Raw genomic sequence first — 14,832 nt, forward strand, 5'->3', positions numbered from 1 at the left:
TACGTGCGGCCATTTTTCCTGCGGAACGCATGGCACAGCCCCCAGATTGGTTTAGCACTTGGTTTGACTCACCGTATTACCACATTCTGTACAAGAACCGTGACGCCCAGGAGGCCCAGCGGTTCATGGATGCCTTGGTGACCTACCTCCAGCCCAAGCCCACCTACAAGCTGATGGATCTGGCCTGCGGAAAGGGCCGCCATGCCATTTACCTCAACCAGAAAGGCTTTGACGTGACCGGCATTGACCTTTCCGCCAAAAGTATTGCCTTTGCCAAGCAGTTTGAGAACGAGCGGTTGCATTTCTTTGAGCATGACATGCGCAACGTGTTTAGGCCCGGCGGGTTTGACCTGATTCTGAACTTGTTCACCAGCTTCGGGTATTTTGCGGCAGACTGTGAGAACGTGGTGGCCTTGCAGTCCACGGCGGCCTCGCTCCGGCCCGGCGGCGAGTTGGTCATTGACTTCATGAACTCGCGGCGGGTGATTGACCGGCTGGTGGCCCGTGAAACTAAGACCGAGGGCGGCATAGATTTCCATATCACCCGGCGGGTGGAGCTCGGGTTCATCCTCAAGACCATCAAATTCCAGGACCAGGGGCAGGACTATGCCTTTGTGGAACGGGTACGCGCCCTGCAGTATGATGAATTTATGGAGTATTTCCTGATGGCGAAGCTGCGGGTCAGAAACGTGTTCGGGGATTATGCCCTGGGCCCTTTTGACCCAGAAAAGAGTGAACGCATGATTTTCGTGCTGAAAAAATAATCACCTGTATGTTTTTAGCGGTTTCCCTTCTTTTCTTCACGGTGTTGTTGTCTGGTTGGCTGGTGAAATTCCTGCCGCAGAACAACCAACTTTGGCTGAAATTGCTTTTGGCGTTCAGCGGTGCCTATCTTTTCTCGCTCACCATTCTGCATATTCTGCCAGACGTGCTGCTCAGCACGCAAGACCCGCACCGCGTGGGGTTCTACATTCTGGCCGGTTTTTTCCTGCAACTAGTGCTGGAGGTTTTCTCGCACGGCGTGGAGCACGGCCACATTCATGCGCATGGCAACCACCAAGGGCACGCCCACAAGCAGTCCCATTCGCACGCGGTGCCCGTGCTGTTGCTGGTGTCGTTGATCATCCATTCTCTGTTAGAGGGAAGTGTGTTAATCCCCAGCCGAATGGCGGCCCAGCAGGCCCATGAACACCTGCACGCGCACACCCACGTCGGCGACAATTTCTACCACATTCTGGCGGGCATTGCGCTGCACCACATTCCGGCGGCTATTGCCTTAATGTCTGTGTTGGTGGCGCGGTTGCACAGCTTTAAGAAGGCCTTTTTCTATCTGTTGCTGTTTGCGGCGGCTGCTCCGGCGGGTCTGTTGTTCAGTAATTACGTGGCCTTGGAGCGGTTACTCTCTAGTGAAGCCTATACCATTCTGAGCGGGTTGCTGGTGGGTAATTTTCTGCACATCTCCACCACCATTCTTTTTGAAACCAGCCCAGAGCACCGGTTTAACCGCGGCAAGCTGATTGCCACTATTCTGGGTGCGTCCGTGGCTATTGGGGCGGGTATGCTGTAAAAGTAGGTTTCCGTTTTTGGCTTCATTTCCAGAATTGAACCTGAAAACAGAATCTTACTTTTAATGGTCATCCTGAGCATTCCTGAGGCGGGAGCCGAAAGGAGCGAACGAAGCGAAGCTCTCGTAGATAGAAATTGAACGTCATTCTGAGCCTGCCGAAGGTTCTAATGAAGATTCTTTCTTGCTAATTCAAGCAATTCCCTGCGCCGTTGTTGGTGTTCTCACCAACAACTTGAACTGCGGTTCTAGCAGCTTTTGTGCACGCTATTTGCTTTCCTTCCAAAATCCCGTTGCATCCCTTGCCTCACAAGACGGCTCTTTCCATATTATGGCTCCGAGCGCTCACGGCCGCGAGGCCCCGCCTTCCCCTCTCACGCTGTACCAGCTTCCTAGTGCCTTCGGCACCCGCCTGCCGGCGACGGAACCTGCTTAGGCGCTCGATGGAAAGCCTGGAAATGGTACAGTTTGAAAGGCAGTCTGCGTTTTGGGCATCAGCAGTGCCACCTGCTCAAAAGACCTCACAGGTTTTGGAAACCTGTGAGGTCTGCGCCATTTGCGTTTTTAGGCTCTGGATTGGAAATGGGGACGAAACTGGGCAATGCGTGTGCCGGTTGTAGAGACCAGGCACCGCCTTGTCTCAACGGTTGAGGTCCCGACAAACGCTTGCTCAAAGGACCTCGTAGTGTGCGAAGCTCCTACGAGTGTCTGCGCCAATTCCGTTTTTGGCCTCGTTTTCAGAAATGAGCCCGAAAACAGGAAATCGGGTTGGAAATTCTGGAGGACAACTTGGGCGCACCCGCAGAAATTCTCCAGAAAAGCCCGTATCTTTCTATAGAAACAGATGTCTATGAACAAGAAAGTGATTTGGCTGGTGGTGCTGGTGCTCTTGGGCGCGGGCGGTTATTGGCTGTGCAAACGCTATGGGCAGGGGCCTGAATATTCCTTGTACCAAATCAAGCGGGCCGTAGACAACCAAGACATGGCCGCGCTGGAGAAATATATTGACGTGGAACGGACTTCGGCGAATCTGCTGGACCAGACCCTGCAGGCGGGCATGGCCGACCTCCCCGAGCAGGAACGGGCCATGGCGGCTATCTTTCTGGGCATGGCCATGGCGTCACAGAAAGAGAAAATGCTCAGCGCCCTGCGCGAACAGATAGAACACTACGTAGCCAAAAGCAACGCCGGTCAGACACCGCCCAGCGGCATGAGCGCCCAAGAATGGGAACAGATACAGGCGGTGTTGCCGCTGCAGAAACTACTAGAAGAAAGTCAGTTGGCCCAAAGCAAGCTGGAAGGCATTTCCTATGTGAACAAGCAAGACACGCTGGCGGTGGTGGGCCTGGAACTTAGCATTCCGGCGCAGTCCAAACCCGTGGTGGTAGATGTGCAGATGCGTGACCGCGGCGGCTACTGGCAAGTAATAGGTTTGCCTAACGCTGGCGAGGTTCTGAAGCAATTGGGCTTGATTGAACTGTGGCAGAAGCACCAGAATTTCCCCAAACTGCAACTCAGAATGTAAGGAACGGTGGCGTTTTTCGTTCGTCTTTTATCTGTAAATTCTTTTGTATGAACGTGTCTTTCCTGCTGACTCTCTTCTTCTTGTGCTTCGGTTTGACGGGGCAAGCTCCTTCCGGGAAAAACGCCAGGAAGCCTGCCGCAAATCCCGAGACGGAGTACCTGCGGCGGCAGATGATTCTGGAGAAAGCACCTTATTTCACGGCGGTGGACCTCAACGGCAGGATTGTGACACTTGCTTCGTTGAAAGGCAAAACGGTGGTGCTGGATTTTTGGGCTACCTGGTGCGGGCCGTGTTTGGAGTCTTTGCCGGGCATGCAGCACGCGGCCAACAAATACAAGAATGACCCCAGCGTGGTGTTCCTGTTTGTGAATTCCTGGGAGCACGGCGATGACAAGAAGAAGAAAATTTCGGCATTTCTGGCCAAGAACAAATACACGTTCAACGTCTTGATGGACACGCAAAACAAAGTGATTGAGGCGTTCCAGGTATCGGGCATTCCCACCAAATTCATCCTGGACGGCAACGGCAACATACGGTTCAAACTGGAAGGCTACGGCGGCGGCGATGCGCTCAACGTGACCAAAAGCCTGAGCAAGAAGATTGAACTGGTGAAGTCTGAAGCTCTTGCGGCCAAGGAATAATTCCTGTTTTCGGGCCCATTTCTGAAAACGAAGCCGAAAACGGGAATTAGGTTTTTTCTCCAAGTCTATTATTCAACCTCTACCCAATCAATACATTTTAGGCAGTTCAATTCCTTTGATTTTCCGGAAAAGGCTGATGGCGGAGCTGTCTGTAAGGCCGGAGATGAAGTCTGTGATGTTCAGGATTCTTTCGTAGTTATCTTCTGAAAGGTGGCGGTTGGGGCCCAGGAATTGGTCGGGGACCAGGTCCAGGTATTTGCGGTGGCGGCTTTCCTTTTCGTTGAAAGCGGCCGTGAGGAACGTGTCTAACAGGCCGCCCAGCACCTCAAAGCCCGCGGCTTCAATCTCCAGCACGGGCCGGTTGCGGTAGATGCGGTCAATGGACACTTTCTTGATTTGGTCCAGCGCGGCTTTGTTCTGCACCAGGTTGATCAACGACTGGTCAAATTCCCCGGCCAGAATAGCAGCCTCGTGCTCCAGGAAAATCTCAGCGCATTCATAGATAAGGTTATTGATGATCACGGCGCGCCAGACGCCCAGTTGCTCGCGCCAGTCATGGAACGTGGTGCTGTGGGTTTTGCCGGGCTTCTCGTTCAGCAGCGGCCTGAGCAGTTCGCGCGCTTCCTCAAACGGGATCAAGCCCAGGCGGCAGCCGTCTTCAAAGTCAATGATGCGGTAACAGATATCATCGGCGGCTTCTACCAGAAACGCCAGCGGGTGACGGTGATAGGCGCGCTGGCCCTGGCAAGGCAAAAGACCAAGTTCGTCGGCAATCTTGGTGAAATGTGCTTCTTCGGGCTGAAAGAACCCGTACTTTTTCTCAGAGGCGCGGCGGGTGCCTTTGATGACCTGGTCAGACGGCCTTGGGTATTTGGTGAACGTGGCCAGCGTGCTGTAGGTGAGGCGCATGCCACAGGTGCCGGTGCTTTGGCCGGGATACGTGTGCGTGAGAATCCGGAACCCGGCAGCGTTGCCCTCAAAATTCTGTAAATCTAAAATCTGTGACGAAGTCAAATTTTCCACGAACGGCTGGGCGTCTTTGCTTCGGAAGAAAGAGGAAATAGCGTCTTCGCCAGAATGCCCGAACGGCGGGTTGCCAATGTCATGCGCCAGGCAGGCGGCGGCCACCACATCTCCAAAATCTGCTTCCTGAATGCCGGGGTGCGCCTGTACAATCTTTGGGTGACGTTCCAGTAAGGTTTTGCCCACTCTTCGGCCCAGAGACCGGCCCACGCAGGAAGTTTCAAGGCTATGCGTTAAGCGGTTGTGTACAAAGTCGCTCTCGGGCATGGGCATGACCTGGGTTTTGTTCTGCAGCCGCCGGAACGGGGTGGAGAAAACCAGGCGGTCATAGTCGCGCTGGAACTCACCGCGCACAGATTCATCAGTGGCGTGTACCTGGGTTTGGGCGTCAAAGCGCTTTTTGGAAAGGAGGCGCTCCCATTTCATCTTCGGCATAAAAACGTCTGTAAACCCCGAAGCTACGGCCACGCCGGTTCTCATGCAAGGGGTTTGCCGCGGGTAACTGGGTTTCCGTTTTTGGCTCCGTTTCCAGAAATGAGCCCGAAAACGGGTGGGTTTCTACTCGGCTTTGAAATACTTGAGCACGCCTTCGCCGTTTTTGCCCTGGTACCTAATCAGGTACAACCCTTTGCCGGCCAAACCGGGCAGGTTGAGTTCATAGCGGCTCACCTGCGGCTCCACCAATAGCGTGAAACGTGCGTACCGCTTGCCAGACAAGTCATAGATTTCCATCTGAAGCTCATCTGAGACCGGGCTGTTGTAGAAAAACGCGGTTCTGTTGCCGCCGGGGTTGGGGGCCAGCAAGACTTCAAAGCCAGGCCCCGCCACTTCTGCCACTTCTGAGAACACCAGGGTGCCGTCTGCCATGCGCAACTGCAGGCGGTAATAGGCAAAAAGCAGCGGTTCTGGGTCCACAAACTGGTAAGACCGCGGGGTGGCGGAGGTGCCGGTGGCCGGAACGGTGCCAATCTCTGTGTAGTTTTTTCCGTCTTTGCTTCGTTCCACCACAAAGTCTGTGAGGTTGTTCTCAGAGGGCGTGGTCCAGGTGAGGAGCACGGTGTTGGTGGTGGGTTGGAACGTGCCCGTCAGGTTCAATGACTCTACCAGAATGGCGCATTGGTTGGTGGGTTTGCGTTCCATGGCCTCTACATCACAGAAGTCTGAGCCCGTGCTGAGGTTCATGACGTAGTTTCCGCCGGCAATGTCATTCTCTGCGTTGAGCGTGCGCGAATCTTGCGCCCTGGCCACGGCGTAGTGCATGACAGCGCGCGGCAAAATTAAATGGCTGAGTTGGTGCCCATGGCCTAATTCATGCAACACCACTGACTCAAAGTCAAACTGCTGGCTGGTGGCCCTGGCCGGGCCGTACTGCCAGTCTGCGCGCTGCGCGAATTCCAGATCTATCTCATCTACCCAGAATGTGAGCACCGTGCCTGAAATGCAGCCTTTGTACCTACTGATGCAGCGCCCCAGCACATTGCCGGGCAACTCCCCCGTGTTGGCGAACCGCACCGAGTTGACGCCATCATCTGCGGTGGTGTTCACCCTGCGCTTTGAGTCGGCGTCCCAGTTAATGTAGGTGTTGCAGGACCACTCATTCATGGAGCGTTTAAAGGCGTACAGCGCGGGCTGGTTGGCCACAAATGATGTCCCGAACTGAAAGGTATAACCGCCCATGCCGTTCTGGTCAATCAGGCGGGGTTGGTAGCTCTGCTCCACCAGGCCGCGTTTGTCATCTTTGTAGCCCACGTTAGACACCGCAAACACAATGGTGAGCGGCAAAGGGGCCGTGGCCGTGTTGGGATCATTGTTCACCACCCGGAACGCCCCTGTGCCGGCCGTGCCGCCCTCAATGCCGCTGGTGGGTACTTTTACTTTAATCTGGTTGTCAGTCCAGGAGACATAGTCAGTGGGTAGCGGTTTAATGAACGTTTTGCCGCCGTCATCTGCGTTGGGGAACTCCACAAAGCCGTTGCCGCGCGTCAGTCCGAAATTGGTGCCGTTGATAGTGAGCACATCGCCGGTGCCGGCCCGCAAACTCAGCGGCGTAAAGTTGATGATAGCCGGAATGGCGCGCCGCAGTGCTGCGTTCTGGGTTTTGGGTTTGGAAAGTGCTTCTATGTCTGGGTTGGTTCTGAGGGTTCTGTACGTGGCGCCGGTCAAACGCTGTAGGGCGGGGTACACATGGCCGGTGATAGTGGGGTAGGCAGTGAACGGGTCACGGGCCGAGCCTTGGGGCAAGCGGTACTCAATAAACCCCTGCAAACTGGCAAACACCGCGTAACTTCTCTGGTTCTTTCTATGGGGTTGCAGAAAAAAGACGCCGTGCTGTTGGTCTTTGAGCATGAGCGTGGCCGAATACACGTGCAGGTCCAGGTCCACTTGTCCGCCTTCCGTGATGATTTCCACATTCTGCGGCACGTTGGCGCCTTTAAAGACTTTGTAGACGGTGACCTGGCTGGCAGTGTAGATGTTTTCATGGCGGCTGTCCCAGAAAGAACGCTGGCTGGTTACTTTTCCTTCCACAATGGCGGTGGCGGCCTGGGCGCGGTCTTCTAAAGACAGGGGCAGCAGCGAGCAGGTTTCCTGGGCCAGGGCCGCGCCGTTGGCCCACAGCAGGCACAGCGCCAGCAGCAGACAGAAAGAAACACGGGTGGCGGGCAGGCCCGGATAAGTACACCGAAGGGTCATATGCAAGAAACTTGAAGCTTCAAAAAGACAGTTGTATGGCCACTACTCTTGACAGGGAAGGTACTACTTGGCAGGCAGGTTTCCAATTGCCGTATCTACGGGAAACGGCGCTGCGTAGATGTAGCAAAGAATTGGGGCTAGAGATGGAGGGCAAGCGTGCGTTTTCGGCTCCGTTTCCAGAAATGAGCCCGAAAACGCCAGCCGCGCCAGCTACAAAAAAAGGTACCTGCCTTTTCAGACAAGTACCTTCAAACAACTAAACAGGAACTACTGGCTTAAGAACGAGCTCGGCCCGCATCTATTGCAAAACCGCTATATCTTCTCTGCTCCTTAATTCCCCGATGTTGAAAACCAGAAGCCCACGCCCAGTCTCACAAAATGGCTGTAATATTCACCGCGGTTTGTAAAATTATAGCTGACCCGCGCCCCCTCATAGCGTAAGGAAAACTGCAGGCCACTGTTAGAAAGCACCGGCAGCAGAAAACCTGTCTCGGCGGCCAGGCCGTATTCGGTCTTGCTGTCAAACGGGTCAAGGTAAATGTTGCCTTGCTTAAAGGTTTTGCCATTGTTAATGATGTAGCCTACCATGGGGCCAGCGCCAATAAATGGCCTAATAGGCCCTATTTTGGTATTGAACTTCAGCAAAACAGAGAAATCAAGGCACTCCAGCCTGATGGAATTGCCTGCCGTATTTTCTACACCACTGTTTCTGTAGCTATACAGGGCATTCGCGCCTTTTTTACTATAGTCTGCCCCTATCTGTAGCGAGAATTTCTTGCTCACGTTGGCATTGAAGATGTTGACCGCCACGCCTCCGCTGAAGCTATTGGTGCCCTTGGGGTCGGTAAAAAATTGCTCGCCTTCTTCTGAGACATTTACGGTGCTTTTGCCATAGCCTACCGTCACAGAAGGCACCACCACTGTTTTTTTACTCACAATCTCAGAGACAAAAGTCTGGTTGGAGGGGTGCGCACAGGCGTTGTAGGCTATAAATGCCTTAGACATGTTTTTGACCGTGTACTGCACTTTGTTGGCTTTGGCCGCCAGGTCTGGGCACCCCGCGAAGAGAGTCTTAAGGCTGTCTTGGTAGAGGTTGTAAGTCTTGCTGTAGAGGGCGTTGCCTTGCTTTATCTTCAGGCGGCGTTTTTCAATCTCGGTGAACTGGCCTTCCTGGCGCATGAGAAAAAAGCGGTCATGCGCCGAAGCGGTTTTAAGGTAATACAGAGAGACGGGCCCTTTCACCAATTCCTGCAGAAACACCACCTGGTAGGTAGAGTCTACCTTGCCTTCGGGCAGCTGGGCCACGTGCACCACCTTCTGGGCCAGGTATTTTTTTTGCCCGGTCACTCCAAAGCCTTTCAGTTCCTCGGCTTTATATTCTTTAAAGTTGGCGGTGTTGGTTGCCTGAAAAGAGACGGCCAGGCTGTTGCGCGCGTCTGTGAAGTCCAGCACCTGGCCCCGCAGCGTGTCTTGCTCTAAGGTGATGATGTAGCCGGGGCGGGCATTTTTCTGGGCCATGGTCAGAAAGCTGAAACAGACCAGAACAGCGCTCAGTACAAATTTTTGCATAGGAGGAAAGAATGTAATAACAGAATTGGGTTGATGTGATAGAAGTAAAATCTAGGATAGATCCTCCAAATATAGAGATAGAAAGGAATTTTTCTGCCAGATTTCAGCGGCCTCAGCCATCTTTTAGAAAGTGCCCATTTGGTTTTTAAGTACGAATTTCCTGTTTTCGGCCCCGTTTCTGGAAATGAGCCCGAAAACGGAAAGCCCGGCCTTCTGTGTATCTTTGCGCACCACCAACCCGAAGCCATGAACAACGCCATCATCGTCAGAAAAGGAACTTCCGCAGATTTGCCGCAGGTGCACGCCCTTATTGTGGAACTGGCCATCTATGAGAAAGCGCCCAATGAAGTCACCAACACCGTAGAAGACATGCAGCAAGACGGCTTCGGGGAACGGCCCATCTTTGAATTCCACGTGGCAGAATCTGCCCAAGATGGCATTGTGGGCATTGCCCTGTACTACACGGCCTACTCCACCTGGAAAGGCAAAATGCTGTTCCTGGAAGACATTGTGGTCACCGAGCGGTTGCGCCGCCAAGGCATTGGCCGGCTGCTGTTCAGAGAAGTGGTGGCCGCCGCCAGAGCCGGTCACTACAAGCGCATGAAATGGCAGGTGCTGGACTGGAACGAGCCCGCCATCAATTTCTACCGCAGCATTGGCGCCAACCTGGACGGCGAGTGGATCAATTGCAACTTCTCTGAGCAGGAACTGGCGCAGCTGGCGCTTTAATTTTTCTATGGTTCTGCTTACCTTTTGCTCAAAACAGATTTGCGCACCAGCATCGGGTTCTACCTGAGACCAATTGAAAGCAATGAAGACAATTTTTGACGAAGCGGTACGGGCAGAACTCATAGCGCGCATTCAGCTACTCAGCCCCAGCCACCAACCTGTTTGGGGCAAGATGAACGTGTCCCAGATGCTCCAGCACAACACCTACTGGAACTGCTGGATTCTGGGCCAGGGAACCCACACCTACAAACAGGCCTTTTTGGGGAAAGTGTTCGGGAAGATAGCCCTCCGGAAGATGATTAAAGATGAGCAGCCGTTTGATAAAAACATTCCCACCTCGGCCCAATTCAAAGTAACAAATACAACGGCCACTAACCTGGAACCCGAAAAAGCCAGCTGGGTCGCCTTGCTGAAAGCCTACCAGCAGTACAGCAACCCCCGCTTCATCCATGACTTCTTCGGCAAAATGACCAAGGAAGAGATTGGTGTATTGGTTTACAAACACACAGACCACCATTTACGGCAGTTCGGCGTCTGAGAAAACCTGTGAGAGTTGAGGCTTTCCTCGCGCTGACTTTCTTGCAGCTACTTTTTTGAAGCAATAAATGACCTAAGCTTCTTTCAATTCAAGCCGCCAACCCCATAAAACCAAGCCCGAAAACGGACTGGCGTTTTCGGGCTTGGTTTGGGAAATGAGGGCAAAAACGGAAATAACCGCCACTGCCGGTCACTAAAAACTTCTAACCAACAACTAGTCCCCAATCACTTCCAGCACGGTTCTGAAGGCGGCGTATTGACCGGCGTAGCGGGCCTGCATCTTGCCTTGCATTTCCTGGTCGTGGTTTTGGTGGTACTCCAGCAAGTCTTGCATATGGCGGGCGTAGTACTGCACGGCGTAGGTGGTGCCGCCGGTGTCTTCGTCTTCCATCACTTTGGCCAGCTGGAATTTGGTGAAATAGGTGGTGGCCATCACCTCTGGTATATGGGTTACCTGCATCCACTGCAGCCAATCGGCGGCCACGGCGTTTTCTATGCTCACGGTTTCGTTGAAAAGAATCATGTGTCAAAAATACGGTTTATCTTTCAATAACTGCTTTCGCAGGAAAATGGGCCGGTAGGTTCATCTACAAGCTCAATGCTTTCACTAGAAACCAAATTCTCTATCTTTACTGCTCCTCAATTTATTTGAATGAAAAGATTACTCCTTGTTCTGGCTACGCTTTTTCTTTTTTCCTGTGAAGATGAAAAAGAAGATTTCCCGGTGCCATACCCATCAATCTATACCAGCGTTGCGGTGGAAAGTACCGGTCAGATAAGAATGTTCACCAAACAGGGAGAGGTGACAAACCGGCAGGTAGTCCATGCGTTTGTGCAGCAGCATGGAGATGGATATTTATATTTGAATGGTTACAGGCGGCAAACTAACGGTAACAGCAGTTCCGATTCTCTTAAAATAACGTCTACTTCTGCGGCTCATGTGAAGTATTCCTCCCAAAACAGGTGGATTAACTATACACTTAAGGCCAATGGCCCTTTGTTGGAGTTCATTGGGCAAGATACCGTGCTAGGCATTGGCCGTGGAGGGCAAGAATTCCAGGATAGATATTTATATGTTTTAGCGAAGGCCTTCCGTAAATATTGGTATGCATACTTTGAAACGCCCACGTTCCCATTTCCTGGTTATGCCGTAAAGGTTGTGGAAAGAATAGGGGTGCAGACCACGCCGGCTCAGCTCCTTTTTCCTAGAATGAACTATGTGCTGAAGCAACACAAAGAAATTTTCTTCCCTAATCATTATTCAACTCCACCGCTTCCTTATAGTTTGTATAAGGTTTCTGGCATTTCTAACCACCAAAAGGAAAACCCAGATTACGCCCAGCTTGCGGTTGGTGATACCTTGGTTATGCAGGACTTCAATTTTAGTTGGGAAAGAAAATAACAGGACACCCAGGCGAATCTTAAAAGGAGGAAATCCCGTTTTCGGCCTCATTTCCCAAAATGAGCCCGAAAACGGAAACTGCTTACGCTTCCTCCAGGTAGTCCAACTCCTTCCCAAAGCTCTCGGGCAGCGTTAAGATGGCCACCAGTGCAATAGCCAAGGCCACCGCACCCAGCACGCCCGCCGTGGGCAGCAGCCCAAACTCGCCCTTGAACGCACTAAACGAAAGCGTTAACGGAATCACCGCGCCCCGCACAAAATTGGGTACCGTGGTGGTAACCGTGGCGCGTATGTTGGTACCAAACTGCTCGGCGGCAATGGTCACAAACACCGCCCAGTACCCGCTGCAAAAGCCCAGGGCCACGCACAACGCATAAAAATACGTGGCAGAAGCACCATGGGCCAGCAGATAGAGCGCAATCACGCAGCCCAGCAGAAACAGCGAGACGAGCACCGCGCGCTTCCGGCTTTTCAGTTTCTGGCTCAGCAAACCACTGGCCACGTCGCCCAGGCTCAGGCCGAAGTAGGAGAACCCAATGGCCTTGGCCACTGAGATGGCAACGGGCACGCCCAATGCCTGCGCAAACTCCGGCGAAAACGTAATCAACACGCCCACCACAAACCAGATGGGCACGCCAATCAAGATACATTTGAGGTATTTGAGAAACCGCGGACCGTTGGTGAAAAGACTCAGGAAGTTGCCGCGGGTCACCTGCGCGTGCTGCGTGCGCGCGAACATGCCAGATTCATACACGCCAATGCGCAGGAGCAGCAACAGCAGCCCCAAGCCGCCGCCTACAAAATAAGCCGTCCGCCAATGGAAGTACTCGCCAATGACACCGGCCAGAATAGCCCCCGAGATGCCCACCGACGCCACAATGGTGGTGCCGTAGCCGCGTTTTTCCTTGGGTAACACCTCAGAGACCAGCGTGATGCCCGCGCCCAGTTCCCCGGCCAGGCCCACGCCCGCAATAAACCGCAGCCAGGCGTACATCTCAATATCTGTGACAAAGCCGTTGGCAATGTTAGCGGCAGAATACAAAAAAATGGAGCCAAACAGCACCGAGATGCGCCCTTTTTTATCGCCTAAAACGCCCCAGAAAATACCGCCCAGCAGCATTCCCAGCATTTGCATATTTATAAGCCTGACCCCGTCTTCCAGAAGTCGGGCGGGGTCTGTGATGCCCAACTCTTTTAGGCTGGCAATGCGCACAATACTAAAGAGCACCAGGTCATAAATGTCTACAAAGTAACCCAAAGCCGCTACAATAACGGCCGTGTTCAGAATCTTGGTGGAGCTACCGGTTAGTGATGAGGATGCCATGCAAGTCTGTCTTATGAATTTACGTTTTGTACTATGCCAATAAAACGCTGGTATCTAATAAATATAGCGAAAACAGTATAAGAACTTTGTTAACAGATATTTATATTATTTTACTATATTTCAAAAAAAGACACTGGAAAAAGAAGCATTCTATGGCGGCCCGAAAAAAAACTTATATTTTTGTAATGTTCTTGAAACCCTAGAGATTATGATAACGTATAAGGGCGCTTTTTTCTGGATTCTCCTTCTGATCCTGGTTTCAGGAACCATGCTGGCTCCTGAGGCTTCGGCAGGCGGCGCGCCCAATACAGAACAGAAATCAGTGCTCTGGAAAGTGAGCGGCAAGGGAATCAAGACCTCTTATCTCTACGGTACGTTTCACCTGGTGCCCAAAGACCAGTTTGCCTTGCCTGTGAAGGTAAAGCAAAAGATGATAAAATCCGAAACGGTGGTGCTGGAGGTGGATCTGGACAGCCCAGAGCTGACCCGCGGCCTCAACAAGGCCATGCGCATGGCCAAACCCCTTGAAACGCTCATGACCGCCCAGGATTACAATTACCTCAGCCGTTTTGTGCAAGATTCTCTGGAGCGCAGCATGATGCAGTTCAGGTTCATAAAACCAGGTTTCTTAGGTCAGTTGCTTCTTTATCCTAAATTATTGGGTTATAGCCCAGAGTCGTATGACCTGGCGTTGCTCAACCTGGCCAAGAAATGGCACAAGTCTATCTACACACTGGAAACCCCGCAGGAGCAGCTGGCCTTGTTTGACCAGTCTACCCTGGAGATCCAGACCTCGCAATTATTGAACAGCGTGAAACAGTTTGACAAGCAGCGCAAACTGATGAAAAACATGCTTGCCCTGTACCAGCAGGAAGACCTGGAAGGCCTGTACGCCTTGATCACTGCCCAGAACTCAGACGAATCACAGAATCTGCTCTTAGACGAGCGCAATGAGAAATGGCTGACGCCGCTGGTGGCCATGATGAAAAAAAGCCCTTCGTTCATTGGCGTAGGCGCCGCCCACCTGCCCGGCGAGAACGGCCTGATTCAACTGCTCAGAGCCCAAGGCTACAAAGTAGAACCAGTTCTGAAGTAGAATCTAAGGCAAGTCTTTTCTAAGCGAATATCCTAACTAATTCAAATCCCGTTTTTGGCTTCGTTTTCAGAAATGGGCCCGAAAACAGAAAAGCCCCTGGCAACGCCAGGGGCTTTTCTGTTTCAAGAGACTTCACGGTTACTGAATAGTGATTGGGAAGCTAACTTCCACATCTGTATCGCCGGTGTTAATGCTACCGTTCTTGGTACCGGGTTGGTGTTTCAGGACTACACGTAATGTACTGCCAGCGGGAGAAGGGCCTGTTGTAGTAGTAACACTAGAAGTAATGCCAATAGGTAGGTTCTTGCTGTCTTTGTCAGTGGCTACCACGGTCAGGTTCAGGCCGGCAGATGGCACGAAGAAAAGTTGGTGCTCGTCGCCTTCTTCCTCTACTTCTGCGGTAATGTTGGCCGCCGGTGATTTAGACTCGTCCAGCAGTTCCACTTCCAGATTATAGACTTTATTGGCTGCCAATGTAGCGCCAATAATAGTAGGCGCTTGTCCGCCGTCGCCGTCCAGGTCTTTGTAGGTGGCCATAATCATGCTGCCGCCGCCCTGGGGCATGAAGTGCAGCCGAACAGTGGTGATCAGTTCCTCTTCGTTTTCTGGGGTTGGGTCTTCGTCATCACTGCAAGAGGTAGACATAAACACAGTGGCAGCTAACAAAATAGCGAGGGATGGTTTCAAGAATAATTTCATGGTGTTTTCTTTTTATGGGGATGAAAAAAAGG

14 protein-coding genes are annotated in these 14,832 nt (G+C 52.4%); 8 read left to right on the forward strand and 6 right to left on the reverse strand.

The annotated features are described in order from the left end of the window. Window positions 1-29 precede the first annotated feature (29 nt). The 4 genes from IMY23_RS13800 (at window position 30) to IMY23_RS13815 (ending at window position 3,730) form a co-directional block, all read left to right on the forward strand. On the forward strand, window positions 30-764 hold the full coding sequence (locus IMY23_RS13800) for a cyclopropane-fatty-acyl-phospholipid synthase family protein (protein ID WP_192822645.1): 735 nt from the start codon (window positions 30-32) through the stop codon (window positions 762-764). Window positions 765-772: 8 nt separating this feature from the next. Beyond that, window positions 773-1,567, forward strand: a complete 795-nt coding sequence (locus IMY23_RS13805; RefSeq protein ID WP_192822646.1) for a ZIP family metal transporter — start codon at window positions 773-775, stop codon at window positions 1,565-1,567. A gap of 847 nt (window positions 1,568-2,414) precedes the next feature. Continuing rightward, the gene (locus IMY23_RS13810; protein WP_192822647.1) at window positions 2,415-3,089 is read left to right on the forward strand and encodes a DUF2939 domain-containing protein; all 675 of its coding nucleotides are present in this window, start codon (window positions 2,415-2,417) and stop codon (window positions 3,087-3,089) included. A 47-nt stretch (window positions 3,090-3,136) separates the two neighbouring features. Then, window positions 3,137-3,730, forward strand: a complete 594-nt coding sequence (locus IMY23_RS13815) for a TlpA disulfide reductase family protein (RefSeq protein WP_192822648.1) — start codon at window positions 3,137-3,139, stop codon at window positions 3,728-3,730. A gap of 87 nt (window positions 3,731-3,817) precedes the next feature. Here the strand turns inward: IMY23_RS13815 and IMY23_RS13820 are convergent, their stop codons facing one another. The 3 genes from IMY23_RS13820 to IMY23_RS13830 form a co-directional block, all read right to left on the reverse strand. Continuing rightward, window positions 3,818-5,188 (reverse strand): deoxyguanosinetriphosphate triphosphohydrolase, encoded by a 1,371-nt coding sequence (locus tag IMY23_RS13820; protein ID WP_192822649.1) that lies wholly within the window; start codon window positions 5,186-5,188, stop codon window positions 3,818-3,820. A gap of 123 nt (window positions 5,189-5,311) precedes the next feature. Continuing rightward, window positions 5,312-7,444, reverse strand: a complete 2,133-nt coding sequence (locus IMY23_RS13825; protein WP_192822650.1) for a T9SS type A sorting domain-containing protein — start codon at window positions 7,442-7,444, stop codon at window positions 5,312-5,314. 330 nt (window positions 7,445-7,774) lie between these two features. Next, window positions 7,775-9,013: an outer membrane beta-barrel protein gene (locus IMY23_RS13830; RefSeq protein WP_192822651.1), complete on the reverse strand. Its 1,239-nt coding sequence runs from the start codon at window positions 9,011-9,013 to the stop codon at window positions 7,775-7,777. 246 nt (window positions 9,014-9,259) lie between these two features. On the opposite strand from IMY23_RS13830, the gene IMY23_RS13835 reads away from it, so the two are divergent. Continuing rightward, window positions 9,260-9,742, forward strand: a complete 483-nt coding sequence (locus tag IMY23_RS13835) for a GNAT family N-acetyltransferase (protein WP_192822652.1) — start codon at window positions 9,260-9,262, stop codon at window positions 9,740-9,742. 82 nt (window positions 9,743-9,824) lie between these two features. Beyond that, on the forward strand, window positions 9,825-10,280 hold the full coding sequence (locus IMY23_RS13840; protein WP_192822653.1) for a DUF1569 domain-containing protein: 456 nt from the start codon (window positions 9,825-9,827) through the stop codon (window positions 10,278-10,280). A 213-nt stretch (window positions 10,281-10,493) separates the two neighbouring features. On the opposite strand, the gene IMY23_RS13845 is transcribed toward IMY23_RS13840, so the two are convergent. Then, a complete protein-coding gene (locus tag IMY23_RS13845; RefSeq protein ID WP_192822654.1) occupies window positions 10,494-10,802 on the reverse strand; it encodes a DUF4286 family protein in 309 nt (102 codons plus the stop codon). Window positions 10,803-10,931: 129 nt separating this feature from the next. Between IMY23_RS13845 and IMY23_RS13850 the strand changes: the two genes are divergently transcribed. Next, complete coding sequence (locus tag IMY23_RS13850; protein WP_192822655.1) at window positions 10,932-11,681, forward strand: hypothetical protein; 750 nt, start codon at window positions 10,932-10,934, stop codon at window positions 11,679-11,681. A gap of 82 nt (window positions 11,682-11,763) precedes the next feature. On the opposite strand, the gene IMY23_RS13855 is transcribed toward IMY23_RS13850, so the two are convergent. Continuing rightward, window positions 11,764-13,005 carry an MFS transporter gene (locus IMY23_RS13855; RefSeq protein WP_192822656.1) on the reverse strand — a complete coding sequence of 414 codons (1,242 nt, stop codon included), beginning with the start codon at window positions 13,003-13,005 and terminating at the stop codon, window positions 11,764-11,766. A gap of 208 nt (window positions 13,006-13,213) precedes the next feature. On the opposite strand from IMY23_RS13855, the gene IMY23_RS13860 reads away from it, so the two are divergent. Further along, on the forward strand, window positions 13,214-14,101 hold the full coding sequence (locus tag IMY23_RS13860) for a TraB/GumN family protein (protein ID WP_192822657.1): 888 nt from the start codon (window positions 13,214-13,216) through the stop codon (window positions 14,099-14,101). A gap of 138 nt (window positions 14,102-14,239) precedes the next feature. Here the strand turns inward: IMY23_RS13860 and IMY23_RS13865 are convergent, their stop codons facing one another. Further along, the gene (locus IMY23_RS13865) at window positions 14,240-14,800 is read right to left on the reverse strand and encodes a hypothetical protein (protein ID WP_192822658.1); all 561 of its coding nucleotides are present in this window, start codon (window positions 14,798-14,800) and stop codon (window positions 14,240-14,242) included. Between the last annotated feature and the right edge of the window lie 32 nt (window positions 14,801-14,832).

Origin of the sequence: Rufibacter sp. LB8, assembly GCF_014876185.1 — a bacterium.
GTDB lineage: Bacteria > Bacteroidota > Bacteroidia > Cytophagales > Hymenobacteraceae > Nibribacter.